The organism is Methyloversatilis discipulorum (assembly GCF_018780585.1).
In the GTDB taxonomy this organism is placed as follows: Bacteria; Pseudomonadota; Gammaproteobacteria; order Burkholderiales; family Rhodocyclaceae; genus Methyloversatilis; species Methyloversatilis discipulorum_B.
In genome coordinates this window covers 94,539-109,519 of the sequence record NZ_JADMJL010000003.1, presented here as the reverse complement: position 1 = coordinate 109,519, position 14,981 = coordinate 94,539, and the positions used below count along the sequence as shown (strand labels likewise).

Below are 14,981 nucleotides of genomic sequence, written 5' to 3'. Positions count from 1 at the left end.
CAGGTGCGCCGGCCTTCGTCCCTTCTTTAGAAGGGACGGTTAATGGATTCCTATTAAGTGCCGGCGCTGGTGCGCCGGCCCGGAACTGCGGACTGCAGACGTGCGATTACAGCGCGCCGTTATCCCACGGGCCGGTGATCGCGTAGGTGATGCCCGGCGACTGGGTGTTCACGAACAGCCACTCGTTGTGGAAGGTCGCACCGCAGAACTCGGAACCCATCGAGTTGCTGCTGAAGGAACGGCCGGACGGACGGGTGTAGGTGCCGATGGCGCCGGTGCGGAAGTCGGCGTTGTTGGCGATGAACGGGAACACGGTGCCGTCGGTGGTCAGACCGTGGCAGCGCGATACCGAGTTGCCGCCGTCTTCGCACAGGATCAGGCTGCCGCGCGGGCTCCAGGCGATGTTGTCCGGGTTGTCGCAGACGTCGGCGCCGGACGATTCGTACACCAGCGTGAAGGTTTCGCGACGCGGATCGTAGGCGAAGATCTGGCCCTTGCCGGCGGCACCGCCGCTGGTCGAGCACACGTAGATCACGCCGTTGCCGTACCACACGCCTTCGCCGCGCACGATGCTCGATGCACCCTGCATGATGCCCTGGGCGACCACGCCGCCGTAGGAGGTGCCGGTGATGAAGGGCTTGTTCGGCTCGTCGATGTTCACCCACTCGACGTCGAAGGTGGTGCCCGGAGCCTGCGCCACGCCGGTGTTGTAGTAGCCGTAGCTGACGCCGTTGATGGTGCGGACGGCGTTGTTGGCCGTCTTCAGCTTCATCATCTGCAGCTTGCCGCCCATTTCCGGACGACCGATGACGTTCGGGATGAAGCGGTAGAAGCCCGACGGGGTGCTGTCTTCGGTTTCGTAGATGATGCCGGTGACCGGATCGACGGCGACGGCTTCATGGCTGAAACAGCCCATGTCGACCAGCGGAACGGGCTTGGCGACGCCGGTGGCCGGCACGTCGAAGCAGTAGCCGTGCTGCTTGGAGGCGCCGTTGTGCGGGCCGTCCGAGGTTTCTTCACAGGTGATCCACGAGTTCCACGGGGTCGGGCCGCCGGCGCAGTTGCGGATGGTGCCGGAGATCGACGCGTAGGCGCCGACCCACTGCTTGGTGCGCGGCGAGAACACGAGGTTGGTCGTGCCGCCGTTGCACAGCGGGTCGTAGGTGATCTTCGGGTTGGCGTAGGAACCGGCGGTGCGGCTGCCCTGTTCGTGGTTACGCACCAGCACGATCTTGTTCGCGTCGGCGGCGACCACGGCCATGCCGTCGTGCGCGCCCGGAGTGGCGATGCCGTCGGTCATCACGTCGCCGGTCCAGCCGTAGGACCAGTACTTGAAGCCTTCCGGCAGCTGCAGCAGCGGCAGGCCGGTCACTTCGTCGGCGACCGGGGCGAGCGGGCCGTAGTCCGGGCTGAACGGCAGCTGCACGGCGTGCGCCTTCTTCGAACCGAGGATGCTGAACGGCATCGCCACGGTGGCGGCGGCAGCAACACCGCTCTTCAGGAAGCCGCGGCGGCCGTAGGTCCAGTGCGGATCCATGTCCTTGGATGCATCGGTCTTGCTGAAGTCGCGCAGGACGTCGATCAGGTCGTCTTGATGGTTCATTGTTGTCTCTCCGTTTTCAATATGCAGGGGGCGGGTGCGTCAGGCGCGGCGGCGGGCGGCGGCACCGATCAGGCCGAGGCCGGCCAGCAGCAGCGCGTAGGTTTCGGGTTCCGGCACGGTGGCGGTGATGGTGTAGCCGAGCTGGCCCGCGCCGACGTTGTCGCTGAAGTCTGCGATGGCGAGCACGAACAGGCCGTTGCCGTAGTCGTTGAAGAAGTTCGCGCTGGCCGCTTCACCGGCACCTGCGAAGGGCATGGACGGCGTGCCGTCGGCGCCGGTGACGAACATCGTGGTCAGCGAAGCGCTGCCGAGGTCGAAGTAGTTGGCGGTGTCGCTCTCGACGCCATACCAGATGCCGAAAATGACGTCGAGCGTCGGATCCGTCGGGGTGACGGTGATCGACACTTCGCTCATGAAGTCGGCCTTGAAGGTCCAGAAGGACCAGTTTTCGGCGCCGCCGATGAAGGAATAGCTTTCGGCGGCGACGGTGCCGGCCGTGATGCCGCTGCCGAACTGGCCGCTGATGACGGGAGCGGCCGCCTGGGCGCCGGCCGACATCAGGCCGGCCAGCAGGGCGGCTGCAAGGATGGAACGAGTAGACATGGGACTCTCCGGTCTGGGTTGAGACGCGGAAAGTCTGGCGGGCGACGATGTCCCGCCAATTAATCTCCCGTTAATGTTCGACGCGGGAGGTCGTAGGCCGTTCGGCCGGTGGGCATGGTCCGGTCGGACTATCGACTGGCGAGCGAACCCAGGCTGGCGAGCGCGGTATCGACGCGCGCGTCCCAGCGCACGGCACACATCAGGCGGATGCAGTTGCGGTACTTGCCTTGCGGCGAGAACAGCGGGCCGGGCGCGATGCTGATGCCTGCCGCCAGCGCGCGCGACTGCAGCGCCAGTGCGTCGATGTGCTCCGGCAGTTCCACCCACAGGATGAAGCCGCCGGCCGGGCGCGTGCAGCGCGTGCCTGGCGGGAAGTGGCGGGCGATGGCCGTCTGCATCCTTTCCATCTGCTCGGCGTACTGCCGGCGGATGCGCGCCATGTGACGCTCCGGCCGGCCGCTGGCGAGGTAGTCGGCGAGGGCGCGCTGCGGCAGCAGGGCGGTCGCCATGGTGCTGCCGTACTTGAGGCGCTCGACCTCGCGCCGCCAGCGCCCGGCGACAATCCAGCCGATGCGCAGGCCGGGCGCCAGTGTCTTGGAGAAGGACGAACACAGCAGCACGTGGCCGGTGCGGTCCCAGGCCTTGGCCACGCGCGGGCGTTCGCCGTCGTGTGCCAGCTCGCCGTAGATGTCGTCCTCGATCAGCGCGATGCCGCGCGACGACAGCATCTGCACGATGCGCCGCTTGTGCGCGTCCGGCATCAGCGCGCCGCTCGGGTTGCTGAAGCTGGTGCAGGCGAGGCAGGCCTTGACCGGCCATTTTTCGAGCGCCAGTTCGAGCGCGTCCGGGCTCAGGCCGGTCTGCGCGTCGGTCGGAATTTCGAGCGCCTTCAGACCCAGCGATTCGATCAGCTGCAGGGTGCCGAAGAAGGCCGGCGACTCGATGGCGACCACGTCGCCCGGCTGCGTGGTTGCGCGCAGCGCCAGCGTGAGCGCTTCCTGACAGCCAGTGGTGATGACGATGTCGTCGGGGTGGATCTGGCAGCCGGAGTCGACCGCGCGGCGGGCGATCTGCACGCGCAGCGCTTCTTCGCCGATGAATTCTCCGTAGCGTGCGCTGCCGGCGTCGTCGGCGCGCAGCGCGCGGCCCAAGCTGGCGCGCAGGTCCTTCACCGGCAGGAAGTCGGCGTGCGGAATGGCGGTGCTGAACACCAGCAGGTCGTCGCGGTGCGACGCGCGCATCACCTGGGCAACCCGTTCCGACATCGTCACTTCGCCCGGCGATTCGTCGTCGCAGGTCTGGCAGGCGCGTGGCGGCAGCGCCTCGGGCGTGCGCGCATAGAAGCCGGACTGCGGCCGCGCCTCCAGCCAGCCCTGCGCTTCGAGCTTGCGGTAGGCGGAAATGCAGGTGGCGATACTCAGGCCCTGCTGCAGCGCGATGCGCCGTACGGACGGCAGGCGCTGGCCCGGGGGGTAAAGACCGGCGCGGATGTCCGAGCGCAGCCGGTCGGCGAGTTGTTCGTAGCGGTTCATGCGGCGTCCTCTCGCGGTGGCGGCTGATACTGTACTGCACGGCATTTTCTGTCGACCGGTACAGTTTGCGCATACTGTTGGCGGTACAGATCCGCGTGACTATCAATTGTGTCGGTCCAAAAACAGATTCCTGTACATCGACCATCACAGTTGCCGACGGCATGATCCGGTCATCCCGTGAAGGAGTCCCGCCATGCCGATGATCACGCTGCAACTGTCCCGCCCGCTCGACGCCGAAACCCGCCTCGCCGTGATCCGCGCGGTGACCGATCTGACGGCCGAGATACTTGGCAAGAAGCGCGAACTGACCGCGTTGTCCATCGGCCACAGCGAACACTGGTCGGTCGGCGCGGAGGCGGTCGGCGGCGCGCTGACTGCCTTCCATCTGGAGGTCCGCGTCACCGCCGGCACCAACACGAAGCCGGAGAAGGCGAACTATCTTTCCGCCGTCTGGCAGTCGCTGGACGAACTGGTCGGCCCGCTGCATCCGGCCAGCTACATCGTGGTCAGCGACCTGGCGGCGGATTCATGGGGCTATGCCGGCGAAACACAGGAGTTGCGTCATGTCCGCGCACGCCTGGCTCAGTGATATGGCCCGCCGGCTGCGCGAGGTACGCCGGCAGCGTCGCGCGCGTGCAGAATTGCAGGCGATGAACGATCTTGAACTGCGTGATCTCGGCCTCGGCCGCTCGGACCTGCCGTCGGTGCTTGGCGGTCGCTTCGAGGACGGGTTTCGCGCGCAGGCGAAACGCCTGCACTGACTCCGGACCTGCAATGATGAAAGCGCACAGTCTGACCATGGCCCGTTACCACGGCTGGGCCTTCGACCGCCTGTTCGCGTCGCTCGAGGCTGTCAGCGACGCCGACTGGCGTACCGATCACGGGCTGTTCTTCAAGAGCCTGCACGGCACCCTCAATCATCTGCTGCTGGCCGACCTGATCTGGTACGGCCGCTTCACCGGCCGGCCGTATGCGGCCGCATCGCTCGCCGACGAGGTCGAGTCCGATCGCGCGACGCTGCGGCAACGGGTGCGTGCGCAGGCCGAGCGCTGGATCGAACTGGTCGAGGGGGCCGACGACACTACCTTCGGGGGCCGGCTGCGCTACGCCAGCATGGCCGCTCAGCCCTGTGACACGCCGTGGGCCGGCACGCTGCTGCATGTGTTCAATCACGCGACCCACCACCGCGGCCAGATGTCGGCGGTCGCCACGCGCCTGGGCCAGCCGGCGCCGGAGATGGATCTCGTCTACTTCCTGCGCCTGAGCGGACTGTGAGCGGACACGAGCCGCGCGCGCCGGAGGACATCGAGTTCGCCGCGGCCGACGGCTACCGGCTGCGTGGTCGCCTGTGGCGACCGCTACTGGATGACGGCAGGCGGCCGGCGGTCATCATCTGCTGCGCCACCGGAGTGGCGGCGCGCTACTACGGACGCTTCGCCGCCTGGCTGTCCGCACATGGGCTGCCGGCCATGACCTTCGACTATCGCGGCATCGGCGACAGCCGTTACGGCAGCCTGCGCGGACTGCGTGCAACCAAGCACGACTGGGGCGCGCTCGACACCGACGCGGCGATCCGTACGCTGGCCGCCCGCTTCCCCGGGCGCACGCTGGTCGGCGTCGGCCACAGCATCGGGGGCTTCTGCCTCGGGTCGGCGCCGTCGAATGCGCGGCTCGCCCGACTGCTGCTGGTCGGCTCGCAATACGCCTACTGGCCGGACTACGCGCCGCGCCAGCGTGTCGGCTACCTGTTGCGCTGGCATCTGCTGATGCCGGCGCTCGCACTGGTGATGGGCTATTTCCCGGGCAAGCGTCTGGGCTGGCTGGAGGACCTGCCCCGTGGTGTAGCGCTCGAATGGGGGCTGCGGCTGTGGCCGGATTTCGACCGGCTTTACCGCTGGCTGCCCGGCGCCGGCGGCACCCCGGACGGCGACGCGGCCCGCGCCGCCTTTGCGGGCTACCGCGGCGAAGTGCTGGCCTGCGCCTCGGCCGACGACCCCTACGCGACGCCGGCGGCGATGGAACGGCTGCTCGGCTGGTTCACGCAGGCGCGTACGCGCCAGGTGCAGTTCCTGCCGGCCCGCTTTGGCCTGAACCGTATCGGCCACTTTGCGCCCTTCCACTCCGACATGCAGCGCACGCTGTGGCCGCTCGGTCTCAAATGGCTGCGCAGCCGCCGCACGGGCTGAACCCTTGCGACGGCAACTGCCGTCAGCGCGTGCTGCGCAGCAGCGACTTCATCGCGGCGTCACGCGGCAATACGTAATCGTGCGCGGCCAGCGCGACATTGGTGGCCGGGTCGATCACCTTCAGATTGATGAACACCATGTCTTCCGCGGCGCCATAGGTGCCGACGATGACGGCGCGCGCCTGATGCGAGCGGGCGAGATCCTTGATCTCCCGGGTGAGCATCATTTCGCCCTGGTGCTGGCGCACATACACGTTGTTGCGGAACTTCATCTCCACCATGTGGTAGCCGGCGCGCGAGAAGCGCGACGATACGTGCTCCGACACCAGCCGGCCGAGCGTGGACGACTGGTCCAGCGCGTCGATGTTCACCACGGTGGCGATGATGAGCGGATTGCCGCTGCCGATCGAATTGTCGATCTGCCCGAGCAGCGCATCGGCCGCCTTGTAGTTGGCCGGCACGAAGCGGTCGCTGGCCGCCTGTTCGTAGGTGGGATCGGGCTTGGCCGAGGACGTGCAGGCGGCCAGCGGCAGCAGGCCGGCACACAGCAGCGCGAGGACAGAGGAACGCATCTCACTGATCTCCATTCAGGCGGATGGTGTGCGTGCCGCTGCCGGCGTCGTACAGCGCGCGGTCGCCGTCGGCGACGTAATAGACATGCGTGCGGTGGGCGAGGAAGCGCTGCTCGTCGCTGACCTGCGCAGTGACGATGATTTCCGTCTGCGGCGTCGCACCGGACGCGAACTCGGAACGGAACCAGCCGTAGGCGTCGGCGCCGGCGACGCCTGCGGTCGCCACGCCCGCCGCACTGGCGTCAGCCACGGCAAGCCCCCACAGTCCGGCCGCCAGCATGGTTGCCGTGCCGCTGTGTCTGTACTGCGGGCGATCCGCCGAGAAGCGCAGCGTGCGGGTATCGAACTCGAGCACCAGCGCGCCCTGCGGCGTGCGATTGACGGTGCGCCCCTGTTCGATCAATGCCGAAATGAGCTGCTTCTCGAAGGCGAGATTGAAGTGGGTGCGCGCGCTGCTCTCGCGTACGAACAGCGGGCGTTCGTCCTTCAGGTCGCGCGCGATCTGCGCCGCGACATCACGGGCGATGACCGACCAGTGGCCGGCCGCCTGCACCTTGGGCTGCTTCGTGGTCGGGAAATTGGTGGCGAGCGGCGTTTCGCTGTGCGGCGCGGCGCAGCCGCCGAGCAATGCGCCAAGGGCGAGGGCTGTGCCCAGGTGTCGGGTGTTCATCGGACGGTCTGACCTCCCGGTTGGTGGAATCCAAGAATATGCTGAAGGCATATATGAGGCGGAATCTACCAGAACACGGCAGGCTTGCGTCAACGGCTACGTCAGCGCGTCGTGGCGTGGCGTAGCGCGGCAGCGACAGTGGCGAAGTGGATATCGACGATGTCGGCGATGTCTTCCGCGTAGCCGCCGGCCATCGCCACCGCCAGTGGCAGGTCACGCCGACGGCAGTAGTCGAATACCCGGGTGTCACGTGCGGCCAAGCCCGGTTTGGTGAGCTTGAGCCGGCCGAGGCGGTCGCCCTCGAACGGATCTGCGCCAGCGAGGAAAAGGATGAACTGTGGATCGAAGCGTGCACTCATCCGTGTCAGCGCGTCGTCGAGTGCGGCGAGATACGCGTCGTCGCCGCATCCGTCGGGCAGTGCGACGTCGAGGTGGCTGCGTTCCTTGCGGAAGGGGAAGTTGCGATCGCCGTGCAGCGACAGCGTGAATACGTCGTCCGCCCGTCCGAGGATTTCGGCGGTGCCGTCGCCCTGGTGCACGTCGAGGTCGACGATGGCCACGCGTTCGATGCCGCACTCGGCCTGCAGCATGCGGGCGGCCACCGCCGAGTCGTTGAACACGCAATAGCCGGCGCCGCTGGCGCGCTTGGCGTGGTGGGTGCCGCCAGCCAGATTGACCGACACGCCGTCACGCAGCGCGCTGCGACAGGCGGCCATGGTGGCGCCGGCGGAGCGGCGCGAGCGCTCAATCATCTGCGCCGACCACGGAAAGCCGATCATGCGGATTTCGTTCACGCTCAGTTCGCCGCGGCTGGCGCGATCGACGTAGCCGGCGTCGTGTGCGCGGCACAGTTCGGCGTCGGTTGCAGCCGGCGGCTCGCTCAGCGTGACGCCCGGCAGTTCTGCAGCGACGCGTTCGCGCAGCCGGCGGTACTTGTCCATCGGAAAGCGATGGGTTTCGGGCAGCGGCAGGACGAAGTGGTCGGCGTACCAGGCAAGCATGTCGTGCAGGTGGGTGGGACGGTCGCGCATTCTGACAGCCGACTGCCGGCCGCGGTTGCGACAGCTGTATCGGAACGCCTGCTGTGCCGCGCGGTCCGTAGCCGCGTGCGGAGTGCGGCGGCCTTCACTATCGCTTACCATCGGCCGCGCACTGCGCAGGACTCAGCAAGGCGCGAAGTACTGGAGCCGTAACACGACATGAAATACACGGATTTGCGCGACTTCATCGCGCAGCTCGAACGGATGGGCGAACTGAAGCGCGTCGCGCGCCCGGTGTCGCCGCACCTGGAAATGACCGAGATCTGCGACCGCGTTCTGCGCGCGCAGGGGCCGGCGGTGCTGTTCGAGCAGCCGACGGGTCACACGATGCCTGTGCTCGGCAACCTGTTCGGTACGCCGGGACGCGTGGCACTCGGCATGGGCGTCAGCGGCGACAGATGGGCGGAAGCGCTGCGCGACATCGGCCGCACGCTGTCCATGCTGAAGGAGCCGGAGCCGCCCAAGGGCCTGAAGGATGCCTGGGACAAGCTGCCGATGCTGAAGCAGGTGTTTTCGATGGCACCGAAGAAGGTGTCGTCGGCACCGTGTCAGGACGTCGTGTGGGAAGGCAGTCAGGTCGATCTGTCGCGCCTGCCGGTACAGCACTGCTGGCCGGGTGATGCGGCACCGTTGATCACCTGGGGGCTGGTGGTGACGCGCGGACCGGACAAGAAGCGGCAGAACCTCGGCATCTATCGCCAGCAGGTGATCGCGCAGGACAAGGTGATCATGCGCTGGCTGGCCCACCGCGGCGGTGCGCTCGATTTCCGCGACCACGCGCGCAAGTTTCCGGGTACGGCCTTCCCGGTTTCGGTGGTGCTGGGCTGTGATCCGGCGACGATACTGGGCGCGGTGACGCCGGTGCCGGACACGCTGTCCGAGTACCAGTTCGCCGGCCTGCTGCGTGGCAGCCGCACCGAACTGGTGAAGTGCATCGGCAACGATCTCGACGTGCCGGCCAGCGCCGAAATCGTGCTCGAAGGCGAACTGCGGCCGGACGCGAACCACCCGTCCGGCTATGAGCACGCGCCAGAAGGGCCGTTCGGAGACCACACCGGTTACTACAACGAAGTGGCCGAGTTTCCGGTGTTCACGATCACACGCATGACCATGCGCCGCAATCCGATCTACCACTCGACCTATACCGGCAAGCCGCCGGACGAACCCGCCATGCTGGGCGTGGCGCTGAACGAGGTGTTCGTGCCGCTGCTGCAGAAGCAGTTTCCGGAAATCACCGACTTCTACCTGCCGCCCGAGGGCTGCTCCTACCGGCTGGCGGTGGTGTCCATGCGCAAGCAGTACCCGGGGCACGCCAAGCGGGTCATGTTCGGCGTATGGAGTTTCCTGCGGCAGTTCATGTACACGAAGACCATCATCGTCGTGGACGAGGACATCGACATCCGTAGCTGGCAGGAAGTGATCTGGGCGATGACCACGCGCATGGACGCGAGGCGCGATACCGTCATCGTCGACAACACGCCGATCGACTACCTCGATTTCGCCAGCCCGGTCGCCGGCCTCGGGTCGAAGATGGGGCTGGATGCGACCAACAAGTGGCCGGGCGAAACCAGCCGCGAGTGGGGACGCACGATAGAGATGGATGCCGACGTGAAGAAGCGCGTCGATGCGATGTGGTCCGAGCTCGGACTTTGACGCACGCGCTTTGATCACGAGTCGGTCTTATTTATCACGATATTCAGCGCCCTTCGCGCTGAACAGGAGTTTCGATCATGGCCATCGGCCTCTACATCATCGGCGATGAAATCCTGTCCGGCCGTCGTCAGGACGGACACTTCGCCAAAGTGCGCGAACTGCTCGCCGAGCGCGGCCTGCAGCTGTCCTGGGCGAGCTATCTGGGCGACGAACGGCCGCGTCTGATCGACGCTTTCCGTCGTTCGATGGCGACGACCGACATCGTGTTCTCCTGTGGCGGCATCGGTGTCACGCCGGACGACCACACGAGGCAGTCGGCGGCGGCGGCGCTTGGTGTCGACTGCGTGCTGCATCCGGCGGCCGAGGTCGAGATCCGCGCACGTTTCGGCGCCGAGGTGACTGAAAACCGTCTGCGTCTCGGCGAGTTTCCGGCAGGGTGCGACATCATTCCCAATCCGTTCAACCGTATTCCCGGCTTCAGCTGTGGCGATCACCACTTCGTGCCGGGCTTTCCGGAAATGGCCTGGCCGATGATGCAGTGGGTGCTCGACACGAAGTACCGGCACCTGCATCACACCCGCAACTGGACGGAGGCGTCCTTCTTCGTGTTCGACGCGCACGAGAGCCGGCTGCTCGACCTGATGCAGGCGATCGAGCGCGACTACGGTGTCACCGTATTCAGCCTGCCCAGCTTCGGCAACGCGAAGCGGGCGCGGCCGCACATCGAACTGGGCGCCAAGGGCGATCCGGACAAGGTCGCCCCGGCGCTGGCAGCCATGCGTGCCGAGGTGATCCAGCGCGGCCTGGAGGTCGACGCAGACCCGCTCTGACCGACGCCAGGCGGGCTGTCGGACCCCTGATCAAGACGCCTGTCACGGCCGGGGAGCAGATCCGATCGACATCGTCGATACGACGATTCACTATTCGCGCGGAATTTTCGTGTGGAGAGTGTTCGATGAATCGCGTGTCGGCGGCGCGTGCCTGTGTAGTGCTCACGTTTGCAGCTGCGCTGGCCGGGTGCTGGCAGATCGACGACCTCGGTGACCTGCCCGGTGGGCCGCACGTCAGCGAGGCCTACGCCATCAACGAAGGCGGTGATGTGGTCGGGTACGGCAGCGACGCGGACGGCAATCGCGCTTTCGTCTGGCGGCGGGGAGTCGGTCTGACGCCGCTGCCGCGGCCTGCGGGCACCGCCGCATGCACTGCCGCCGGCATCAATGACACGGGTCTCGTCGTCGGACACTGCCAGACGAGCGGCGGCGGCCGGAAGATCGCAGCCGTGTGGTCCGGCGGCGAGGTCGAGGCTGTCCAGTTCCCTGGCCGGCGCGTGCTCAGCAGCGAATTGCTCGCGGTGAATCAGGCCGGCGACGTTGTCGGTGGTTTCCGGGAAGAGGTGGGTCGTTCATTCGTGGTCGACATTGCTTTCACCTGGCGGTACGACAGTTCGCAGCCCGTACGCAGCATCACGCCTTTGCCGTCCGATCTCGGCGGCTCGGGCGTGGCGCGCGCCATCGGACCGCTGGGCTGGATTGCCGGCCATGCGTACGTCACGCCACATCCGCCCTGGTTATGGAATCCGGCGACCGGACGTGCGCATCCGGTCGGAGAGTTGTCGGCGCCGGCCAGCACGAGCGGCGAGGCACGCGGCATCAACGACCAGCGACAGGTCGTCGGCGTTTTCGACGGACGGGGTTTCGTGTGGACGCCGGCCGGACCAGGAGAGGTGCAGGGCACGACGATCGAGATTCCGTTCGAGCCCTACGACATCAACAATCGCGGGCAGGTGGTCGGCGTACAGGGCGGGCGCGCGGTGCTCTTTGACCTCGGCACGGAGAGGCTGACGGTGCTCGAGGACCTGCCGGAGGTACGGCGGGCGGGCTGGCGTCGCCTGGCGCTGGCGCGAGCGATCAACGACAGAGGTCAGATCGCGGGCTACGGCGTCAATGTGGCGGGCGACGTGAGTGGTTTCGTGATGACTCCGGACTGAAACCCGCTGCAGTCGTGTAAACGAAAAGAGCCCCGCACAAGGCGGGGCTCTTTTCAGACTGCTCTTGAAGACTTAGGCAGCTGCCTTCTTCTTCGCGGTCGTGCTGGCGGCGCCGACGGCACGAACGGTCGCCGAGGTGGCGGCGTTCACGTTGGCTTCAGCCATTTCGACGGCTTGCTTGGCAGCCTTGGCCATGCTGTCGTAGGCGCTGTTGGCGGCGGCGATGGCCGACTTGACAGCGGCGACGGCGACGTCGGAACCGGCCGGGGCTTGCTTGGCGGCCTGATCCAGGGTCGAGGTGACAGCCTTGTTGACTTCACCGACCTGAGCTTCGACGACCTTGCTCAGTTCTTCCTGGGTTTGCGAAACGATTTCATAGACGCTGCGCGAGTAGGCAACGACCTTCTCGATCGCCGGCTGGACCAGGCCGCTCTGCAGCGACACGATCTCTTGCACGTCCTTGGCGCCCATCAGGGTCTTGGCGTTCGCGACGCTGTCTTCCAGCAGCGAACGGGCGGTGTTCAGGTTCAGAGCGGCGAGGCGCTCGGTGCTGGCGAAGGCGGTGTTGGCCAGGGTCAGCAGGGCTTCGATGCCATTCTTGTTGGCGGCGGCGAAATGTTCAGGGGTGAAGGCCATGGTGGTTATCTCCGTACATGTAGTTGAAAGAGCGACCACGACCGGGCGGTAATACCGGGAACACCCACGAGGTCACCTAAATCGTGCGACTCACTACTTACCCCAAGGGTTCGTATTGCGCTGCACCATGAACACGATTATAGGGCGGGTCGACGTGATGTCAACATGTTTTTGTTGCACTGCACACAAAAACTTTTCCGGATTATTTCTTCGCCTAAACAATGAGATGTGAACGTACGTTCATAAAAACGCAGGAGCCGGGGTGCGCTGCGTCAGATGCCGCGCCAGGGCGCTCTTAGCGCAGTTCAGACAGCAGTCGTGCTGCGGTGCGTTCGGTTTCCCGCAGGTAGGCACTGCCGAACAGCAGAGTATGGTTGAGCAGGTGATACAACCGGTAAAGGCCGCGCCTGGATGCGGCGCCGGCGTCCAGCGGGGCGCTCTTCTGATAGGCGGCGTACATGGAGATCGGGAAGCCCCCGAACAGTTCCGTCATTGCGTAGTCCGCCTCGCGATCGCCGTAATGCACGGCCGGGTCGAACACGGCAGGCTGACCATCGACCATGCCGGCATTGCCGTGCCACAGGTCTCCATGGAGCAGCGAGGCGGCCGGGCGGTAGTCGAGGAAGAGGGCGGGTACGCGTTCGACGATGCCTTGCAGGTTCCGTATCAGCTCGCCGCGCATGCCTTCGGCGATCAGTCGTTCGAGTTGCGGCTGCAGGCGCTTCTGCGCATAGAAGAGTGGCCAGGTCGTGGACGTGCCGTTTTCCTGACGGCTGTCGCCGAGCCAGTTGTCGCGCGGCAGGCCATACAGCTCACCGTGTACTTCGTGCAGCGCTGCCAGCGCCGTGCCGAAAGCGCGCCCGTCTTCGTCGGTGGACACCGGTTTCAGGTCCAGCCATTCGAGCGCCAGCCAGGCGACGTCGCCGGCCGTACCGCGGCCGCGCGCGGCCGGTACCCGGAAGCAGCCGGTATCCCGCAGCAGCGCCAGTCCTTCCATCTCGGCGGCGAACACTTCCGCACGGTCGGCTGGCAGCAGCTTGACGAAAAGAGGCGTGTCGCCAGTGTCGATCCTCAGTGCGCGGCGAGTGCGACCGGGTGTCAGTTCGACAGTGCCCCTGCAGCCCACGCCAAGCGCAGTGGCGATCCGTGTCGCAAGCGCGTTCATTCGCCACCGCCCCAGCTGTCGGCCAGACGGATGTTGGCCGACGACAGCCGCGCCGCCAGCACCTGCAGGAAGGCTTCGTAGAAGCGCATGCGGCAGGTTTCGGAGGCGCGGCGGATGCGTTCGCCGTCGATCGCGAACAGCAGGCTGTCGGTGCTCGCCTGCACGTCGTTGGCGCGCAGCTTGCGGTCGCGACGGGCGATCACCGACATTTCGCCGCAGCATTCGCCGCTGGTCAGGATGTTCAGCGTGCGGCCCGACTTGCATACCGCCAGCTCACCCTCGACCAGCACGTAGAGACGGTCACCCTGTTCACCGTCCTTCATCAGCAGCGTGCCGGCGGCGACGCGCTCCTGGCGTGCGAAGTGAGCGACCTCCCACAGTTCGACGTCGCTGAAGTCATTGAAGAAGGCCAGCGTGCGCAGCAACCGGAAGTGCTCGGCGGCGCCCGATTCGTCCTCGCGCGGCTTGAGCCGGCGGTTGCGGAAGGCCTGTGCCAGGTCGTGCGTGAACTCGGCCCAGGTCGCGTAGCGCAGCGCAATGTCCTTCTGCATCGCACGCGCTACGACGGCGTCCAGTGCGGGTGGCAGGCCCGGACGGTGCACCGACGGCGGAGGCGGTTCGACGTGGATGATCTGATACACAAGGCTGTACTTGTTGCTTGCCTGGAAGGGCAGCTCGCCCGCCAGCAACTGGTAGAGCACGACGCCCAGCGAGTAGATGTCGGTCTGGTGGTTCAGCGGCATCTCGCGCACCTGCTGCGGGCTCATATAGGCCGGCGAACCGACGCCCTCGACCTGGGTGCGCTCGTTGGCGGTGAACAGTGCCGCGCCGAAATCGGTCAGCTTCAGTTCGCCGTCGCGGGTGAGCAGGATGTTGGCCGGCTTGATGTCGCGATGCGTGATGCCCAGCTGGCACGCGTAGTCGAGTGCGCGCGTGCACTTGAACATCAGTTCGACGATGCGCTCCACCGGCAGCAGACCGGGACGCTGCACGTGCGCCTCCAGCGTGCCGCCGGCGACGTACTCCATCACGATATAGGCCTGATCGCCGGTCACCACCGCGTCGTGGATGGCGACGATGTGCGGATGCTGCAGCTTGTCGGCGAGCGAAGCTTCGTTGATCAGCAGATTGTGGTGCAGTCTGCCGCGCGCGTGGTCGTTCAGCACGTCCGGGTCGATGCACTTGATCGCCACTTCGCGCTGCGTCTGCGGATCCCAGGCCAGCCAGACGGTGCTGGTGCTGCCGCGGCCGATGATGCGCCTGAGCTGGTAGCGGCCCAGCGAGCTGCCGGGTGCGGGGACGTCGGGCGGGGTCGGCGGCGCGGGTGTCTGCATC

General features: G+C 66.5%; 16 protein-coding genes. 7 read left to right on the top strand and 9 right to left on the bottom strand.

Annotated elements, in window-relative coordinates:
• Positions 1-106: 106 nt before the first annotated feature.
• The 3 genes from IV112_RS00705 to IV112_RS00695 all read right to left on the bottom strand — a co-directional run bounded on the left by IV112_RS00705 (position 107) and on the right by IV112_RS00695 (position 3,738).
• Positions 107-1,603: a PhoX family protein gene (locus IV112_RS00705; protein ID WP_304000456.1), complete on the bottom strand. Its 1,497-nt coding sequence runs from the start codon at positions 1,601-1,603 to the stop codon at positions 107-109.
• Positions 1,604-1,642: 39 nt separating this feature from the next.
• Positions 1,643-2,206, bottom strand: coding sequence for a PEP-CTERM sorting domain-containing protein (locus tag IV112_RS00700; protein WP_304000455.1), 564 nt, complete (start codon positions 2,204-2,206; stop codon positions 1,643-1,645).
• A gap of 128 nt (positions 2,207-2,334) precedes the next feature.
• Positions 2,335-3,738: a PLP-dependent aminotransferase family protein gene (locus tag IV112_RS00695; protein ID WP_304000454.1), complete on the bottom strand. Its 1,404-nt coding sequence runs from the start codon at positions 3,736-3,738 to the stop codon at positions 2,335-2,337.
• A gap of 193 nt (positions 3,739-3,931) precedes the next feature.
• Here IV112_RS00695 and IV112_RS00690 point away from each other — a divergent pair, with 193 nt between their 5' ends.
• The 4 genes from IV112_RS00690 to IV112_RS00675 are packed head-to-tail and all read left to right on the top strand — an operon-like array spanning position 3,932 to position 5,924.
• Positions 3,932-4,327, top strand: a complete 396-nt coding sequence (locus tag IV112_RS00690) for a tautomerase family protein (RefSeq protein WP_304000453.1) — start codon at positions 3,932-3,934, stop codon at positions 4,325-4,327.
• Entirely contained in the window at positions 4,302-4,499 is a 198-nt protein-coding gene (locus IV112_RS00685) for a DUF1127 domain-containing protein (RefSeq protein ID WP_304000452.1), read from the top strand. The genes IV112_RS00690 and IV112_RS00685 overlap by 26 nt, the downstream gene beginning before the upstream one ends.
• 13 nt (positions 4,500-4,512) lie before the next feature.
• Positions 4,513-5,013, top strand: coding sequence for a DinB family protein (locus IV112_RS00680; protein WP_304000451.1), 501 nt, complete (start codon positions 4,513-4,515; stop codon positions 5,011-5,013).
• Positions 5,010-5,924 carry an alpha/beta hydrolase family protein gene (locus tag IV112_RS00675; RefSeq protein WP_304000450.1) on the top strand — a complete coding sequence of 305 codons (915 nt, stop codon included), beginning with the start codon at positions 5,010-5,012 and terminating at the stop codon, positions 5,922-5,924. The genes IV112_RS00680 and IV112_RS00675 overlap by 4 nt, the downstream gene beginning before the upstream one ends.
• A 22-nt stretch (positions 5,925-5,946) precedes the next feature.
• Here the strand turns inward: IV112_RS00675 and IV112_RS00670 are convergent, their stop codons facing one another.
• The 3 genes from IV112_RS00670 to IV112_RS00660 form a co-directional block, all read right to left on the bottom strand.
• The gene (locus IV112_RS00670) at positions 5,947-6,495 is read right to left on the bottom strand and encodes a FlgO family outer membrane protein (RefSeq protein WP_304000449.1); all 549 of its coding nucleotides are present in this window, start codon (positions 6,493-6,495) and stop codon (positions 5,947-5,949) included.
• Between the two features lies 1 nt (position 6,496).
• Entirely contained in the window at positions 6,497-7,165 is a 669-nt protein-coding gene (locus IV112_RS00665) for a hypothetical protein (protein ID WP_304000448.1), read from the bottom strand.
• A 101-nt stretch (positions 7,166-7,266) separates the two neighbouring features.
• Positions 7,267-8,196, bottom strand: a complete 930-nt coding sequence (locus IV112_RS00660) for a histone deacetylase family protein (RefSeq protein ID WP_304000447.1) — start codon at positions 8,194-8,196, stop codon at positions 7,267-7,269.
• A 168-nt stretch (positions 8,197-8,364) separates the two neighbouring features.
• Here IV112_RS00660 and ubiD point away from each other — a divergent pair, with 168 nt between their 5' ends.
• The 3 genes from ubiD to IV112_RS00645 all read left to right on the top strand — a co-directional run bounded on the left by ubiD (position 8,365) and on the right by IV112_RS00645 (position 11,845).
• Entirely contained in the window at positions 8,365-9,858 is a 1,494-nt protein-coding gene (gene ubiD, locus IV112_RS00655) for a 4-hydroxy-3-polyprenylbenzoate decarboxylase (protein ID WP_304000446.1), read from the top strand.
• A gap of 77 nt (positions 9,859-9,935) precedes the next feature.
• Positions 9,936-10,688, top strand: a complete 753-nt coding sequence (locus IV112_RS00650) for a competence/damage-inducible protein A (protein ID WP_304000445.1) — start codon at positions 9,936-9,938, stop codon at positions 10,686-10,688.
• Positions 10,689-10,813: 125 nt separating this feature from the next.
• Positions 10,814-11,845, top strand: a complete 1,032-nt coding sequence (locus IV112_RS00645; RefSeq protein ID WP_304000444.1) for an HAF repeat-containing protein — start codon at positions 10,814-10,816, stop codon at positions 11,843-11,845.
• A 72-nt stretch (positions 11,846-11,917) separates the two neighbouring features.
• Here IV112_RS00645 and IV112_RS00640 read toward each other — a convergent pair whose 3' ends face one another.
• From IV112_RS00640 to IV112_RS00630, 3 genes are all read right to left on the bottom strand, one after another.
• Positions 11,918-12,481 carry a phasin family protein gene (locus IV112_RS00640; RefSeq protein ID WP_020165799.1) on the bottom strand — a complete coding sequence of 188 codons (564 nt, stop codon included), beginning with the start codon at positions 12,479-12,481 and terminating at the stop codon, positions 11,918-11,920.
• A 295-nt stretch (positions 12,482-12,776) separates the two neighbouring features.
• Positions 12,777-13,646 carry a fructosamine kinase family protein gene (locus IV112_RS00635; protein WP_304000443.1) on the bottom strand — a complete coding sequence of 290 codons (870 nt, stop codon included), beginning with the start codon at positions 13,644-13,646 and terminating at the stop codon, positions 12,777-12,779.
• Positions 13,643-14,980: a serine/threonine-protein kinase gene (locus IV112_RS00630; RefSeq protein ID WP_304000442.1), complete on the bottom strand. Its 1,338-nt coding sequence runs from the start codon at positions 14,978-14,980 to the stop codon at positions 13,643-13,645. Before IV112_RS00630 ends, IV112_RS00635 begins: the two co-directional genes overlap by 4 nt.
• Between the last annotated feature and the right edge of the window lies 1 nt (position 14,981).